Origin of the sequence: Pelobacter seleniigenes DSM 18267 (assembly GCF_000711225.1) — a bacterium.
Lineage (GTDB): Bacteria > Desulfobacterota > Desulfuromonadia > Desulfuromonadales > Geopsychrobacteraceae > Seleniibacterium > Seleniibacterium seleniigenes.
In genome coordinates this window covers 1234414-1249247 of record NZ_JOMG01000002.1, presented here as the reverse complement: position 1 = coordinate 1249247, position 14834 = coordinate 1234414, and the positions used below count along the sequence as shown (strand labels likewise).

At 56.1% G+C, this 14834-nt stretch carries 15 protein-coding genes; 12 read left to right on the top strand and 3 right to left on the bottom strand.

Annotated features, from left to right (window positions below; genetic code table 11):
* Nucleotides 1-44: 44 nt before the first annotated feature.
* On the bottom strand, nt 45-1616 hold the full coding sequence (locus N909_RS24525) for a sensor domain-containing diguanylate cyclase (protein ID WP_051689615.1): 1572 nt from the start codon (nt 1614-1616) through the stop codon (nt 45-47).
* A gap of 592 nt (nt 1617-2208) precedes the next feature.
* Between N909_RS24525 and N909_RS0108380 the strand changes: the two genes are divergently transcribed.
* The 12 genes from N909_RS0108380 (at nt 2209) to N909_RS0108320 (ending at nt 13385) form a co-directional block, all read left to right on the top strand.
* Entirely contained in the window at nt 2209-3444 is a 1236-nt protein-coding gene (locus N909_RS0108380; RefSeq protein WP_029914013.1) for an aminotransferase-like domain-containing protein, read from the top strand.
* 96 nt (nt 3445-3540) lie between these two features.
* Nucleotides 3541-4470, top strand: a complete 930-nt coding sequence (modD, locus tag N909_RS0108375; protein WP_063336387.1) for a ModD protein — start codon at nt 3541-3543, stop codon at nt 4468-4470.
* A 209-nt stretch (nt 4471-4679) separates the two neighbouring features.
* The gene (locus tag N909_RS0108365; protein ID WP_051689614.1) at nt 4680-5396 is read left to right on the top strand and encodes a molybdate ABC transporter substrate-binding protein; all 717 of its coding nucleotides are present in this window, start codon (nt 4680-4682) and stop codon (nt 5394-5396) included.
* Entirely contained in the window at nt 5393-6097 is a 705-nt protein-coding gene (locus N909_RS0108360; protein WP_029914006.1) for a molybdate ABC transporter permease subunit, read from the top strand. Before N909_RS0108365 ends, N909_RS0108360 begins: the two co-directional genes overlap by 4 nt.
* A gap of 6 nt (nt 6098-6103) precedes the next feature.
* Nucleotides 6104-7036: a DUF364 domain-containing protein gene (locus tag N909_RS0108355; RefSeq protein ID WP_051689613.1), complete on the top strand. Its 933-nt coding sequence runs from the start codon at nt 6104-6106 to the stop codon at nt 7034-7036.
* Between the two features lie 80 nt (nt 7037-7116).
* Nucleotides 7117-7701: an FmdE family protein gene (locus N909_RS0108350; RefSeq protein WP_036683010.1), complete on the top strand. Its 585-nt coding sequence runs from the start codon at nt 7117-7119 to the stop codon at nt 7699-7701.
* Nucleotides 7702-7727: 26 nt separating this feature from the next.
* Nucleotides 7728-8366, top strand: a complete 639-nt coding sequence (locus N909_RS0108345) for a class I SAM-dependent methyltransferase (RefSeq protein ID WP_029913999.1) — start codon at nt 7728-7730, stop codon at nt 8364-8366.
* Between the two features lie 13 nt (nt 8367-8379).
* Nucleotides 8380-9372, top strand: a complete 993-nt coding sequence (locus N909_RS0108340; RefSeq protein ID WP_029913996.1) for a radical SAM protein — start codon at nt 8380-8382, stop codon at nt 9370-9372.
* On the top strand, nt 9356-10522 hold the full coding sequence (locus tag N909_RS0108335) for a hypothetical protein (RefSeq protein WP_029913994.1): 1167 nt from the start codon (nt 9356-9358) through the stop codon (nt 10520-10522). The genes N909_RS0108340 and N909_RS0108335 overlap by 17 nt, the downstream gene beginning before the upstream one ends.
* Nucleotides 10523-10550: 28 nt before the next feature.
* Nucleotides 10551-11222, top strand: a complete 672-nt coding sequence (locus tag N909_RS0108330) for a class I SAM-dependent methyltransferase (RefSeq protein WP_029913993.1) — start codon at nt 10551-10553, stop codon at nt 11220-11222.
* 113 nt (nt 11223-11335) lie between these two features.
* Nucleotides 11336-12154, top strand: a complete 819-nt coding sequence (locus N909_RS0108325; RefSeq protein WP_036683007.1) for a class I SAM-dependent methyltransferase — start codon at nt 11336-11338, stop codon at nt 12152-12154.
* A 406-nt stretch (nt 12155-12560) separates the two neighbouring features.
* Nucleotides 12561-13385 carry a radical SAM protein gene (locus N909_RS0108320; RefSeq protein WP_029913989.1) on the top strand — a complete coding sequence of 275 codons (825 nt, stop codon included), beginning with the start codon at nt 12561-12563 and terminating at the stop codon, nt 13383-13385.
* On the opposite strand, the gene N909_RS0108315 is transcribed toward N909_RS0108320, so the two are convergent.
* Both N909_RS0108315 and N909_RS0108310 read right to left on the bottom strand, forming a co-directional pair.
* A complete protein-coding gene (locus N909_RS0108315) occupies nt 13338-13961 on the bottom strand; it encodes a LysE family translocator (RefSeq protein ID WP_029913987.1) in 624 nt (207 codons plus the stop codon). The genes N909_RS0108320 and N909_RS0108315 overlap by 48 nt on opposite strands.
* Before the next feature lie 66 nt (nt 13962-14027).
* Nucleotides 14028-14831 (bottom strand): AraC family transcriptional regulator, encoded by an 804-nt coding sequence (locus N909_RS0108310; protein ID WP_063336416.1) that lies wholly within the window; start codon nt 14829-14831, stop codon nt 14028-14030.
* Nucleotides 14832-14834 lie beyond the last annotated feature (3 nt).

Sequence of the window (14834 nt, the reverse complement as noted above, 5' to 3'; positions counted from 1 at the left end):
CTATAGCTCTCAACACTTTGGTAAAAGCTTTAAAAGGAGGGTGGTTAAAATTTTCTTTTTAGATGTTTGACGTTGTACATTTTCTTGTCAGCTGCACTCAAAAGTTCCTCTTCGGTGTTCCCGTGCTCGGGGTATAGCGCACAACCAACACTGGCGCTGCTCTGCACTTTCAGAGAACCGAACTGAAAGGGGGGTCGCAGTGACTCGTCGATTCGTGACATCAGGATATCAACGCCTGACCGGCCGTTTATCTGGGGAAGCAGAAGAACAAACTCGTCACCGCCCATACGCGCCAGAGTATCTGAATCCCGCATCAGTGTCTGCAACCGGTCTGCAACGCCCTTAAGCAGCATGTCTCCCACATCATGACCGTGGGTGTCATTAACCTGCTTGAAACCGTTCAGATCCATAAAGAGCAGGGCCAGGGGCTGTTTGGTTCGACGGGCCATAGAGAGAGCCCTTTCAAGGCGTTCCTGTAACAGATAGCGGTTGGGCAAACCCGTCAGATTATCGTGAAGAGCCATAAACCGCACCTTCTCTTCTGCAGCCTTGCGTTCGCTGATATCAGAAACGATGTTCAGGGTTGCCGGGCTTCCATTCCAGCTGATCAGCACACCTGTGAGCTCAATCGGATAGATGGTGCCATCACGTTTAAGAAAGAGACTTTCGTATCGATTTGGTGCGGCTTCACCGCCGAGTCGCTTCAGATAATTGGTCATCATAGTCTCTCTTGCTTCGGCAGCGATGAGAGGCAAAAAGGATTCCAGATTCAGGAGTGAGTCCTTATCGTAGCCGGTCATTTCACACATGCGCGGATTTAAGTATACGAGCCGCTTGTTCTGTACGACCGCGATTCCTTCAACTGCGTTATCAGTCAGATTGCGGAAGGATTCTTTGCTCTGCTGCAGTTTCAGGTTGGCCTTCTCCAGATTAAGGGTCGTTACATGAAGTTTATTCCTGCTTTGCTGCCCGGGAAGAGAGATTAATCCGATGGTCAATGAAACATATCCACCGATAAGGATGAACATCATGATGACTGTGACGACGTTTGGGGACAGAAATGACTGGGCTTGGGGAGTTCCGATGTCAAAGAAGGTCAAAACAGTTCTGATAAGGAAGAAAATAGCGAGAAACAAGCTGGCGTATCCGACTGAAATACTCCTCATTTTCAGACCGGTTTCGGACCTATCTAGCAGCAGGTAAAAACAGCGAAAAGATGCAATACACAGCAGGATCGAAAAGATCCATATTCTGATGGCTAGATCAGGATGCGCATAGGTGTAATACAGAAACGAACCGATCAAAACCAGAACAGGGGCTATCTCCCAGGCGAGCCCTTTTTTTAGGAGAAAGAATTTTCGTAATCCTGTGCAGAACAAAGACCAGCCCAAAATGAACAGAGTGTTGGCAAGGACAATTGAAATGAAAGACGGCAAAAAACCTTGAAATGCGAGCAGAAAAGAGCCACATGTTGTTGTCAACATGGCCAGAGCCCACCAGCCAGCACCTTTTTCTTCACGGTTGTAAAACCAAAACATTGACAGATTAAATGTAAGGACAGAGCAGAGAACAGACCAGACCGCGAACAGGGTCCTGATATCAAGTAGTTGAATCATGAAACAGCATCTAGGGAAAAGTAATCGGATAGCAAGTGCCGGGCAAAATTGAAATTCGATATTATCAGCTGTTCGAAAGGATGCAACAGTAAACGGGCTTCTGTGAAACAACCGGGCATGACAGTAGGAGCAAGGGGGCGTTCATTAAATGGAGCTGTTTTGACTGATCCAGCAGAGAGGGGACATCGATTATGGCTAGACCGTTACGCATCCAATATCCAATGCTTTTTATCACGTCACGGCACGTGGGAACGAACAGCAGGAGATTTACGAGCTGTTAAAGGATGACGCTTTGCGTGTGAAAAAGGGGACGTTGTTGATATTTTGATATTCTGAGTAAGGTTGAATTTATGCCACGCCATGCACGCATAGATCTGCCTGGATTATTACAACATGTCATAGTCCGTGGTATCGAACGCCGCAAGATCTGAGGGTGTCAGTGTCCGTTGACGAACTTTTAGTAGCTCCCAGAATAAATTCTGTGCAATGGCAAAAAACCACTTTTCCAAATTCTTTCCGCGTGATATCCAAATAAATACAGGTTTCCAAATTGAAATCAGCTGATGAGGCTGTCGCAGGAGAATAATCAATCATGGACTATGAGTCTTTGCTTGCCGACCGCACCACTGGAATGTCGGCAAGTGCCATCCGCGAAATTCTTAAAGTTGTGTCCCAACCCGGGATGATCTCCCTGGCCGGAGGGATTCCGGCTCCGCAAAGCTTTCCCATGGATCTCATCGAGGAACTGACCGCGGTGGTCCTGAAGAAATACGGTGCATTGGCATTTCAGTACGACCTGACCGAAGGCTTTCTGCCACTTCGCTCGGCTCTGGCCGAGTATTTGAAGCAGAAGGGAATTTTCCTGACCCGGGAGGAGATTATTATTTCCAGCGGTTCCCAGGGTGGTCTGGATGCCATCGGCAAAATATTGATCGGCAAGGGGAGCAAGGTTGCGGTCGAAGCGCCGACCTACCTGGGCGCGCTGCAGGCCTTCAATCCTTATCAGCCCGAATATGTCCGCCTGGAAACCGATGATGACGGGGTGATGCCCGAGTCTTTGGAGGAGGTCCTGCGTTGCCACAAGGTGAAATTCATCTATCTGGTGCCGACCTTTCAGAACCCCACCGGCCGGACCCTGCCCCTGGCGCGGCGGGTCCAGATTGCCGAGATTCTGCAGCGCCATGGCGCGCTGCTGTTTGAAGACGATCCCTATAGTGATCTCCGTTATCAGGGTACGCAGATTCCTACAATCAAAAGCCTGGCCCCTGATAACGTTATTTATGCAGGGACTTTGTCGAAAATCTTCGCGCCGGGTTTGCGGATCGGCTACCTGGCCGCTCCGGCCCCGATTCAGCGTTGGCTGGTCTTGAGCAAGCAGGGCGTTGATCTCCACACCAGTACCTTCAACCAGGCGCTGGCCGCCGAGTACCTGAACGGCGGTTACCTCAAGGAGCACCTGCCCAAGATCATCGACCTGTACCGGCCGCGCCAGCAGGCGATGCTGGCGGCTCTGGATCGTTATTTCCCCAAACAATTCCGTTGGACTCGACCGCAAGGTGGGATGTTCCTCTGGGCCGAGGGGCCGGAGGGATTTGATCTGGACCAGGCTTACCAGGAAGCGATCCGGCGCAATGTCGCGTTTGTGCCCGGGCGCTATTTCTATTCCCATGTCGGGGAAGGGCTGGCGACCATGCGGTTGAATTTCACCATGTTTGATGAAACCGTACTGACCAAGGCGATCAAGATTCTTGGCGAGGTCCTGGCAGAACAGCTGGCGGCCCAGGCTGGTGCTGCGACTCGAGAAAAATTGAAAATAGCCGGCCGCTGAAAAACAGCTTGGTGAGCCCATGGCCGGGCTTGAAAAAGGCCGAGGATGGGCTTTTTCACTGACCTGATAGTGCCGCTATCCTGACAGGAGTAGTTGATGTTTATCCCGGATTCGACCATTGAACGCTGGATTGAAGAGGACGTGCCCGGGCTTGATCTGACCTCCCATCTGCTGGAGGTGGATCGGGCTGCCGCGCGGATCAGTTTTACCGCGCGCAACCAGACCGTACTGAGCGGTGTTGCCGAAGCGGCGGCGGTCTTTGCCAAACTCGGTGCCGAGATCGAGAGCCTGAGCAGCGAAGGGAGCCTGCTGCAGCCAGGTGACCCGATCCTGCGGGCGCGGGGGAACGGCGGCATGATCCATTCCGGCTGGCGGGTGGCCCTGAATATTCTTGAATATGCCTCGGGGATCGCCACCCGGACCGCGCAGTTGGTTGGCCAGGCCCGCCAGCACGGGGATGTGTTGGTCTGCGGGACCCGGAAAGCTTTTCCCGGCGGGCGCAGATTGTCGCAACAGGCGCTGCTGGCCGGGGGCGGGGTTCCGCATCGCCTGGGGTTGGGGGAGACGGTGCTGATTTTCCCCCATCATTACAACCTGATCGGCCTGGAGCAGTTTCTCGGTCGGCTACCGGCCATTAAGCGGGCGGCCCGCGAAAAGAAGATCGGGGTCGAGGTTGAATGCCTGGAACAGGCCGAACTGATGGCGGCCCATGGCGCGGATATCATCCAGTTGGACAAATGTTCACCGGCAACCGCGCAGCAGGTGGTCAGCGCCCTGCGGGATCGCTTCCCGGCGCTGGTGATCGGTGCGGCCGGCGGGATCAATGCCGATAATGCGGCGGCCTATGCCGCCACCGGCGTGGATATGCTGGTGACCTCGTGGATGTATTTTGGCAAGCCGGCCGATATCTCCGCCCTTATTGAGCCGGAGGATCAGCCCTTATCGATGTGCTCACCAAGGCACGATTTTGCGACCCTTATCAAGCCCAGCAGCGCGTTGTTACTGGGCTTGATTTGCCTGTCTTAAGCTTGCTTCATCGATTGACCAGCCAACCATAACCACCTGCTCCCAGGTGGTTTTTTTATTCAACTTGGTCCTTTTCCTGGTTTGCAAAGAGCCGGTCGCGGTGTCCTGTTGCCACCGGCTGGAGATGCTTCTTTGTGCTTGACAACAAGCAAAATTCGTTATACCAAACGTTATTCAATAAAATAATATCGAGATAGGGGAGGACGCTGATGAAAAGAATCATCCCGGCATTAATCTGCTTCTTGTTGTTGTTTTGCTCAACTCTTCAGGCCGAGGTTCTGAGGACCGCAGCCGGGGCCGGCTATAAAAAATTCGTCGAGGGTTGGGCAACCCTCTACCAGGACCAATCCGGACAAAAGATTGAGCGCATCTATGGCAACATGGGGCAGGTGACCGCCCAGATCAAACAGGGGGGCGGGATCTGTGTCGTGGTCGGCGACAAAGCGTATCTTGCCAGTCACGGTCTGCCCATCGGTTCTTTCCTCGCCATTGGCCAGGGGCGCCCGGTGCTGGTCACCCGAAAGGGGTTGACGCTGACCGGCCTGGATGATCTGAAAAAGGCCGAGTTCGCCAGGATCGCGACCCCGGATGGCAGTAAAGCCATTTATGGGCGGGCGGCCCGGCAGATCCTCAGCCAGCCTCAGTATCAGCAGGTTCTCTCCAAAGTGATGACCGTCGGTACGGTGCCACGCAGCGGGGCCTATGCGATCAGCGGTGAGGTCGATGCGGCCTTCGTCAATATGAGTTTCGCCCTGGCTAACCGGGACAAGTTCGGCTCAATGCTGGAATTGACCAGCGGGTTCGAGCCGATCGAGATCGTGGCCGGGATCATCACCGGCTGCGAGGAAAAAACAGAAGTCGGGGTATTCACCCACCTGCTGCAGAGCGAGGCCATGCAGGCGAACAAGTTGGCCGCAGGGCTATGAGCGAGTTCGTCACCAATTGGTGGCAGGTTTACAGTTCCGAGCCGGTTTTGTTCTCGCTGGGACTGACCGCAAAAATTTGCCTCTATGCCCTGGCCCTGCAGCTGCTGGCCGGTATTCCCCTGGCCTGCTATTTGGCCGGGGCACAAACGCCCGGCCGCGCGATCACCGAGAGCCTGGTCACCTTTCCGCTGATCTTCCCGCCCATTGCCACCGGTTATCTGCTGCTGGTGGTGCTGGGGCGGATGAGCCCCCTGGGCGGTTTTTTGAATGATCAGCTGGGGATAGAAATCGTCTTCTCCTTCCCGGGCATCGTCATTGCGGCTTTCATCGCCGGGTTACCCCTGGTGGTCAAACCGGTTCAGGCTGCCATCAAAACCTTTGGCAATGATCTGGTTGAGGCCTCTTATACTCTGGGGCGCGGCCGTTTGCTGACCTTCTGCCATGTCACCCTCCCCGGTATCAAAAAAAGCATCTTTTCAGGGCTGGCCCTTGGCCTGGGGCGCTCCCTGGGGGAAGTTGGCATCACCCTGATGCTGGGGGGCAATATCATCGGCAAGACCAACACCCTCTCCCTGGAAGTGTTTAACGCTGTCTACGATGGCGATTTTGAGCGGGCGACCGCCCTCTGTCTACTGCTGTTTGGCTTTTCCCTGCTGCTATTTGCCAGTATCAGAAAGCTTTCCAGCGATACGCCGGGATAAGCGGTTATGGGCGAGCCTCAATATCATCCATGCCGCAAAGGGGGTTTGCCGGCGACCAAGACCACCAGCGAGACGTTAGCGGATTGCGCGACACCGGGCATCATCGCTGAAACTGTGACCCTGTTGCAGCAGCTGCAACCCCAACTGGCCGGGTGGACTGTCGCAAAGTTAACGGTCGGGGTTTTTTTTACCGGCATCAAACTGTCCAACGGCTGCGGAGGAATCGCTTATACCCCGCCGGAGCTGATCGACCGGGCCAGCCAGCACATCCTCAAAGAACCCATGACGCGCTATCAGGGCGCTGCGGTCGCCGATATCCTGCTGAATCAGATGATATCGCCGTTTGCCGAGGTTATCCGGCTGGCCACATTGAATGCCCTGTCGGTTCCGTTATTGACCGGCGGTTGCTACCAGGTGAGTCCCGATGCCGACTTGTCGGCATTTGAGGCCCTGTTCACCGGGCGCAAGATCTGCCTGGTCGGCGCCATTATTCCGCTGCTCAAGCATATCAAGCAACTTAATCCCGGCGCGGTTGCCATTATCGATAAGAAAGCAGCGACGCAGCAGGAGGCCGAGGCCGGTTGGGGAACCTTTTATTCTTCGGCGCAGCTGCCGGAGCAACTGGCCAAGTGCGAAACAGCGGTCTTTACCGGGGCTGCCGTGGCGAATGGTTCGATTGCCGAATTACTTGCGCTGACCCCGCCAAGCGTTGCGGTGGTGGTGGTTGGGCCGAGTGCCGGGTTTATTCCGGATGCCTTGTTCGCCCGCAATGTTGCTGCCGTGGGTACTGCGGTGGTGACGGCTCCACAGCGGGCCTTGGACGTCCTTGGCGAAGGGGGCGGCGGCTATCACTTGCTTGGCAGCTGTATGAAAAAACTGAATGTTTTCAACCCGTCCAGATTGGCTCAGCTGGGTCTGCAGCCGGTTCGTGGAAATTAATTCGTTGGCATCCGGAAACTCCGGAGGCCAACGAATTAGTTTCCAGATGACAACTAACTGACTGTTAAAGGATGTGCGCGATGGAACAGTACAAGGAGCACTGTAACGATTATCAGGCCTTGCTCAAAATTGCCGGGGCCTTTCATGGTGATATCTGTGCCGGGATCGAAATCGGTACCCGGATGACCATGTGCGGTCTGAGCCGGATCGGCATCAGCGATCCCACCGGAGCGGACCGCAAAAAGCTTATGGTCTATGTCGAGATCGATCGTTGTGCAACGGATGCCATTATGGCTCTGACCGGCTGCCGCCCGGGTAAGCGGACGATGAAGATTCGTGATTACGGCAAGATGGCTGCGACCTTTATCAACCTGGAGTCCGGGCGCTCCGTCCGGGTCGCGACCGATATGGCCAAGCGTTCCGACGCCGAGCCGCTGCCTGATTTTAGCAGTGTCGCTGACCAGGAGCTGTTTTCTATTCATGAGGTCACGGTCGCGCTACGGCCCGAAGATCTGCCGGGCAAACCCTTGCGCCGAGTGCCCTGCGCCCGCTGCGGAGAAGGAGTGATGGATGGCCGGGATATTGAGCAGGATGGGGAAACCCTGTGCCGCGGCTGTTTCGAACAGCGTGATTATTATCAGCTTCTTGATCTGGAAACCTGCTAGCACGGCCGGTTGACGGGGGTATTTCAATGCTCATGGATGCGCAGACCTATGATGATGAAGCCATCAACGTGAATGCCCCGGTTTATGCCTATTACGCGGTCAGGATTCTGGAAAAAACCGGCATTTACCGGGGAGTGTGCCTAGATGTCGGCTGCGGCGGCGGGTATCTGGGACTGGCTCTGGCCCCGATAAGCGAGCTCAGCTTTATTTTTCTCGACCAGTCGGCTGACATGCTCGGCTGTGCAGAAAAGAACATTGCCCGCTTCGCGCTGAGGGATCGTGCTCAGATCGTTCAGGCTCCGGTCCAGAATATTCCTCTGGCGGACAGCTCTGTGGAGCTGATTGTCAGTCGCGGGTCGGTCCCGTTCTGGGACAAGCTGGAAACCGCTTTTGCGGAACTGCATCGGGTTTTGAAACCGGGCGGGCGGGCCTATATTGGCGGCGGCATGGGACCACCCGGGCTCTGGGACAGCTTGCAGCAAAAGGCTCGCCACTTTGAACCTCGGCGGGGGTATCGCAAGCCGGCCATCCCACGGCGTGAACGCGGGGTTTATGAACAGGCTTTAGGCACTGCGGGAATTCGAGGTTTTAGCGTCAGTCACAGTGACGACGGAACCTGGATTGAGTTCGGCAAGGCTGTGGGCAGTGCCGGCCATAACAGATGATCGGATAAACGAAATGCGATGTTCTTATTGCGAATGGCGCTGCGAGCTTGGTGTGGAGCACTATGGTCGCTGCCGGATGTATTATGCCGAGGATGGGGTCGTTCAGGAGCGTTTTCCGGATCGTTGGAGCACTTATGAAACGGTCAGGATTGAGTCGACCCTGTTCTACCATGTCCAGCCGGGCAGCCAGTGCCTGGTGATCGGCACCAGCAGCTGTAATTTCCGCTGCAACTACTGCTCGAATGCCTTTGTCGCCAAGCAGGACCCGGCTTGCCAGCAGGACAAAATGTATCAGCTTAGCGCACAGCGGCTGGTGACGCTAGCCCGCAAGCTGAAATGCACCAGCATCGTTTTTGATGTCAACGAACCAACCGTGTCTTTACCGAGTCTGCAGCGGCTGGCCGCCGAGGCCCATGCTGCCGGGATCGCACTGGGCTGTTTGACCAACGGTTACAGCACGCCCGAAGCGACCGAACTGCTGGCGAGGGTGTTCTCTTTTTTCAATATCAGTCTGAAGGGGCTCAATGATGAATTTCATCGCCGTTATATCGGTATCCCCTCTGTGAAACCGATTCTGCGCAACATTAAAGCCCTGGCGGCTCATCGCCATGTCGAGATCACCACCCCGGTCATCCAGGGATTAAACGATCATGAACTGGACGAGATCGTTGCGTTTATCGCCGGGGTTGACCCGGAGATTCCCTGGCATGTCTTGCGTCTGCTGCCCGAAGACGGGATGAAGGGGGCCGCCTACCCCAATATTGACAAGATCAATGGCGAGTTGGAGAAGGCGCGCCGGGTTCTGCCCTATCTGTATTTTCACAATTTTGTCGGCTCAGAGTGGGTCAACACCCTCTGCCCGGATTGCGGTATCCCGGTCATTGAGCGCTTCAGCCTCGGTTGTGGCGGCGACCAACTGCAACAGGCGAAACTTGCAGATGGTCGCTGTCCGCAATGCCGGCGGCCGATCAGGCTTTATAGGAGAGATCATGGCAGCAACGTCTGAAAGCAGTGACAGCGTCGCCATTATTGACGCCCGGCAGTGGCAGAATCAGTTTGAGCTGCGGACTGGGGCCAAATCGACCGCGGATAATGCAGCGCTCAGGCTGTTGCGCAGGATTCTGGCCGACCATCCCTATCCGGGGGACCTGGATGGCGGCAGCAATCGCTGGGTGACCGAGACCGCCCTTGCGCTGGTCCGGGGGTATCATCCCGGATTTGTCTTGCTGACCTATGCCGAGCAGTATTTTGCAACCCGGATTGCCAGTCTGAGCGGTGCAGAAAAAAAGCGGATCATGGCCGAGTTGCGTCGTGAAGTTGAGAGCTTTCTTGAGCAAACGGGGATGACGGCAGTGATCATCGGCCGGGGTGGGGTGATGCCGACGCAGGGTTTTATTGATATCAGCAGGCTGGACGGGATCGGGGTCTCACCCCATTGGTCGGCCCGCTATGGCGGAGTTCACGAGCCGAGTGAGCATGATCTGGCCTGGCTGCGACGGCATCCACATATTCAGCGGGTGGTTGCCAGGACGGCGTACCAGCAGCTGTTTGCCGAACCCTGTCCCGAGCCGGAATTGCTTTCCGATTATCTGCTCGTGGCGGAACCCGGCTATGCCTTCAAGGGGCTGGGATGCACCATGCGCAAACCGGCCATGGTGCCGCTGGCAGCTCCTGAACTGCCCTGCTACAGCCCGCAACCGGTCACTGAGCTCACCGGGTTGCGACAGGTTATAGATGACGGTTTGCAGCAGGGGCGGCCTATGGCGCTGATTATTCTGGAAGGGGTTGGCGAAGACGATTTCCCCTGGCCGTACACTCCCTGCGCCAATACCCTGGATTGGTTCAGTTACGAACCCAGCGATGCGCAGTTGCTGGCCATCACCTCGGGTCGCCATCGGTTGCATGAATATCCGCCGGGGTATCTGTTTCATCTGCGCGAACTGAAAACCAATCGCTACCCGCTGTCCGGATATTTCAAAGCTCTGCCCGGCGGGACCATCGGTGACGACTATCCCGGCCGCAGTATCGCCGTTGGCAATAAAAGTATGGCCATGCACATGGTCGCGGGTGCCGATCTGTGCATCGAATGTTTTTCACGCAATCATTACAATCAGGGCACCTTGGGCGTTGTTCACCGGTCTGGGAAGATCCAATAATTGCCGGGAGTGAAAGGATCTGAGCAGCATGAAAATTGACGGCAATAAGTTCAGCAAAATCGAAAAAGAGGTTTTTGCTCCGTTATATCCCCTGCTTGCCGAGCAGATCATTGCCGCGACCGGTAAAACCACCGGAACCTGCATCGACCTCGGTTGCGGAACCGGAGCCTTGGGTTGTGCCCTGTTGCAGAAGACCCGGCTGCAGATGCTCTTCTACGATGAGTATCCACAGATGCTTGAGCTGGCTGCGGAGAAAATGGCGGAACAACAGCTGGCCGGGCGTTTCAGCCTGCAATGCGGAGATGTCGCCAATATCGATCTGGCGGATGGAGCCGTCGACCTGGCCGTCAGCCGGGGGTCGATCTTTTTCTGGGAACATCTGGAAAAATCCCTGCAGGAAATCGAACGTATTCTCGCTCCCGGCGGGTGGGCCTATATCGGCGGTGGCTTTGGCTCCCAGCAGGTCATGGACGAGATCATTGCCAGGATGGAAGCAAAACCGACCGAGGGAAAAGAGTCGTTTTCCGCGAAAATTCGACGCAACCTGGGACCGGAAATGCAGGCCCGTTTCGCCTCTGCCCTGAGCCGTGCCGGAATCAGAAATTACACCGTCTTGCGTAATGATGAGATCGGTTTGTGGATCATCATCAGGAAATGTGACAACGGCTTACCTGCGGAAGGTTTACAGGCATCAAGGTAAATTCAGCATCCTGCCGGGAAGCGGCAACATGGGAAAAAGCGTTGTTTCTCTCTTCTAAAGGGCTCGAACAACGCAGGTCAGTTAGAACATCATCAACTGAAGGATCGCATCGTATGAATACTGCCGTCACGCATTGGGCCGAGCAGTGGGCTCGCTCGCAAAGAAAAAATGCCGTACGAAACACCCCTTCCTTTTGGGACAAACGCGCACCCGAATTCAGAAAACACCAGGTGGCCAAGACAGAATACGCAGAAGATTTCATTCGCTTCATGCAACTGCAACCTCATTGGAGTGTTCTTGATGTGGGTTGCGGTTGCGGGAACCTGGCCTTGCCATTGGCAAAGCAAGTCGCTTTGATCACTGCCCTCGATTTCTCCCCAACCATGCTCGAACTGTTGCAGCAGGGCTGTGTTGAACAGGGGGTGGACAATATCACCACGATTCACGGCCGCTGGGAGGATGACTGGGACTCCCTTGGGGTCGGCCGTCACGACGTGGCCATTGCCTCGCGTTCGCTGGCGGTCAGTGACCTTCCCGCGGCGCTCAGTAAACTGAACCAAGCGGCCCGGCGACAAGTCTATGTGACCGCCATGGTCGGCGATGGCCCCCATGACAAGCGCGTCTACCAGGCTATCGGGCGTCCGCTCGCCAACGGCCCCGATTATATCTATCTCTATAATATTCTTCATGAAATGGGAATTTATGCTAACGTCTCTTTTATCACCAATACGGTCTGGAACAGTTATGACGATCTCGATGAAGCCATAGCGGTCACGGCGGCCAAGATTGGGGAATTGACGGCGGATGAGAGAACGCGGCTGCAGGAATATTTAATGACCGAACTGGTTTCTTACCAGGGCAAGTTGCGGCTGCCAGAGCCCAGGGTTATTCGCTGGGCAATCATTTACTGGGACAAAGGGGAATGGCGCTAGTTTAAGAGCAGATGGCAGCAAAACCGGGACTGTCCCCGCACGGGGGCTGTCCCAGGTCTTTGCGGTGCGAACCGCTACAGCTTCATGGCTCGCAAACTTTTGGGACAAAGGGTGCTGACTGTGCGTTGTTGATTTTTTTTCTGTGGCTGGACTTTTTGCGTTTGGAACGACCCCCTGCAGCAGGGTTTTTGCTGCCCTGTTATTGGAGTCGCGCCTTCGGAGTAGCCGAAGGCCCTGGGCCGATACTGAGGATCCGGTCTATTCTTTATATATTCAGAATGAGGGGTGCCGGTCGGGCTTAAAGAGCGCGCGCTTTTCGGATTGACTTCCCGGTTAGCCCTATTCAATGATTCCTGACAGGGTCAACAAGGGGAATTATGAGATTGGGACTGGCCGGGAAGCAGCGATGGAAAGCAACCGAAAATTTTTGATTTCATTGCAGGATGGTCTGCAGGTGGAAGCGGTCTGGTATGGCAGCGGCACGCTCTGCCTGTCCAGTCAGGCCGGCTGTGCCATGGCCTGCCCGTTCTGTGCATCCGGGCGGCATGGTTTGCGCCGCAACCTGACTTGCGAAGAATTATTTTTACAGCTCGATACCTGTCGCCGGGCCGGAATTGAGCCGCAGCGGCTGACCATTTCCGGAATTGGCGAACCGCTGCAGAACCTGGCCAACGTCAGCCGGTTCATCACTGCCTGCGGGCAGCAACGGCTACCGGTGTCCCTGACCACCACCGGTATGCCTTTAACAGGGATTGCCGAGCTGTTGCGCCTGCCCCACAACGGGGTCATGTTTTCCCTGCATGCCGGCCGCGCGGCAACCTATCAGAGGCTGCTCCCCAAAGGTCCCGGCCTTGCCCCGTTGCGGGAGTGCCTGGCGCAGTGCTGGCCCCATTTGAGCGGTCGCCAGCGCCGCCGACTGGGGGTGAACTATCTGCTGCTGGCGGGGGTGAACGATCAGCCGGCCGAGCTGGAAGCTCTGTGCGGCTGGCTGTACCCCTTTCCGGAGCTGACCCTGCACCTGCTTTTTTGTAATCCGGTGCCGGGATCTTCTTTTTACAGCCCGGCCCCTGACCAGGCCGATCATATCCATACCCTGCTGCGTCAGCGCGGTATCCATGTCCGCCGCGCCAATCGCTGGCGGCAACAGCTTGAGGGCGGCTGCGGAACGTTGCTGCTGGGGTCCTCACTTGAGAATGATAAACCCGCCCACCACCATCAGCACCAGGCCTGAGCCCCGCTCGATCTGCCAACTGTAGGCCGCCAGGCCCTTGCGGACGGCGGGATTGCCAATACTCCAGGACACCAGCACATCCCAGCACAGGACCGCACCGACCATCCACAGCCCGTACAACAGCTGGTTGCTGACCGGCGTTTGCTGGGAGACGATCAGGGCCATCAGGCTCAAATAGAAAATGGCATTTTTAGGATTGAGGATCGCAGACATGAACCCCCGCCCCAACATGCGGGTAAAACCGATCTTCACAATACCGACCCCGCTGCCGTTATAATCGATCGTGCCCGCCGTTGATTTGATCAGCAACGCTCCCAGGTAGAACAGGTAACCGGCTGCGGCCAGTTTCATGACCCAAAAAAGCAGCAGGTTTTCCCTGAGTATACTGAACCCGCCGATGGCGAGCAGGATGTAAACCCCGTTGGCCAAGGCGATCCCCAGACAGGCCGCAAAGGTTTGCCGACAGCCGTATTTAAACGAGCTGCCCATGATTAAAATGAAATCCGGCCCGGGGCTGAGCAGGGCAACGAAATGAGCCAGAGCAAGGGTACTGAATTCAACCAGATCGATGGACATAGACACTCCTTTGACCGGGAGTGTAGCGGCTAACCACGAACAGATATTGTATCGAATTGACTTTTTTCAGGAGCGCAGCTGGTACTGCCGCGGGGTAGCCGCGACGAACTGGCGGAAGGTGCGATGAAAATGACTCTGATCGACGAAGCCGGTCTCCGCGGCGACCGCGGCCGGGGCCAGGCCGTCCCGGAGCAGCTCCTTGGCTTTGGCGATGCGCAGATTGAGCAGGTATTCGTGCGGGGTCAGGCCGACATTCTTTTTGAAACAGCGCAGCAGGGTGTAGGGGTTATAACCAACCCGGTCGGCCAGCTGTTGCAGGGTCAGGTTGTGCTCCAGGGAACGGCTCAGATAGGTCTTGGTCGCGTTGATGACCTGCGGCGGCTCGGCCTGTTCCGGGTGCTGTCGGCACGTTGCTGCAACGAGTAAATCCCCGCCAAACTGGGTCCACTGTTCCGAAGTCTGCAAGGCAAAGTTGGCTTTCTCCAGCCCCTCGACCAACCCGGTCAGGCGCGTAAACAGTTCGGCATCCTTGATCACATGCCAGTCGGGCAAGCGGAGGTCTTGCGCAGTCCCGCCCAACTCGCGCAACAAGGCGTGGCACCAAGCGTCGGCAAAGTAGACCATCAGATACGACCTAGGTCCGCTGTGCGGATTGCAGCTGTGCACGGCGTGTGGCGCGATGATCACCAGCGAGTCGTTGCTGAGCAGTTCTTCCCGGCCCCGGACTTTCAACCGGGTGCTGCCGTGGGTCACCGCCCCGACCGAGAGTTCCGGGTGGGAATGGTCCTTGTAGCTCGCCTCGCTGTGCTCGGTCCGGCGGACCTCGACCCAGGGGACGGCCGGGTTGGATATGAAACGGTTTTGTACCATGCT

Bases quoted from the DNA above. Each gene is read 5' to 3' on its own strand.
- N909_RS0108360 (WP_029914006.1), top strand. From the start codon at position 5,393: ATGAGCGAGTTCGTCACCAATTGGTGGCAGGTTTACAGTTCCGAGCCG.
- N909_RS0108325 (WP_036683007.1), top strand. From the start codon at position 11,336: ATGAATACTGCCGTCACGCATTGGGCCGAGCAGTGGGCTCGCTCGCAA.
- N909_RS0108340 (WP_029913996.1), top strand. From the start codon at position 8,380: ATGCGATGTTCTTATTGCGAATGGCGCTGCGAGCTTGGTGTGGAGCAC.
- N909_RS0108355 (WP_051689613.1), top strand. From the start codon at position 6,104: ATGGGCGAGCCTCAATATCATCCATGCCGCAAAGGGGGTTTGCCGGCG.
- N909_RS0108320 (WP_029913989.1), top strand. From the start codon at position 12,561: ATGGAAAGCAACCGAAAATTTTTGATTTCATTGCAGGATGGTCTGCAG.
- N909_RS0108310 (WP_063336416.1), bottom strand. From the start codon at position 14,831: ATGGTACAAAACCGTTTCATATCCAACCCGGCCGTCCCCTGGGTCGAG.
- modD (WP_063336387.1), top strand. From the start codon at position 3,541: ATGTTTATCCCGGATTCGACCATTGAACGCTGGATTGAAGAGGACGTG.
- N909_RS0108335 (WP_029913994.1), top strand. From the start codon at position 9,356: ATGGCAGCAACGTCTGAAAGCAGTGACAGCGTCGCCATTATTGACGCC.
- N909_RS0108350 (WP_036683010.1), top strand. From the start codon at position 7,117: ATGGAACAGTACAAGGAGCACTGTAACGATTATCAGGCCTTGCTCAAA.
- N909_RS0108380 (WP_029914013.1), top strand. From the start codon at position 2,209: ATGGACTATGAGTCTTTGCTTGCCGACCGCACCACTGGAATGTCGGCA.
- N909_RS0108330 (WP_029913993.1), top strand. From the start codon at position 10,551: ATGAAAATTGACGGCAATAAGTTCAGCAAAATCGAAAAAGAGGTTTTT.
- N909_RS24525 (WP_051689615.1), bottom strand. From the start codon at position 1,616: ATGATTCAACTACTTGATATCAGGACCCTGTTCGCGGTCTGGTCTGTT.
- N909_RS0108345 (WP_029913999.1), top strand. From the start codon at position 7,728: ATGCTCATGGATGCGCAGACCTATGATGATGAAGCCATCAACGTGAAT.
- N909_RS0108365 (WP_051689614.1), top strand. From the start codon at position 4,680: ATGAAAAGAATCATCCCGGCATTAATCTGCTTCTTGTTGTTGTTTTGC.
- N909_RS0108315 (WP_029913987.1), bottom strand. From the start codon at position 13,961: ATGTCCATCGATCTGGTTGAATTCAGTACCCTTGCTCTGGCTCATTTC.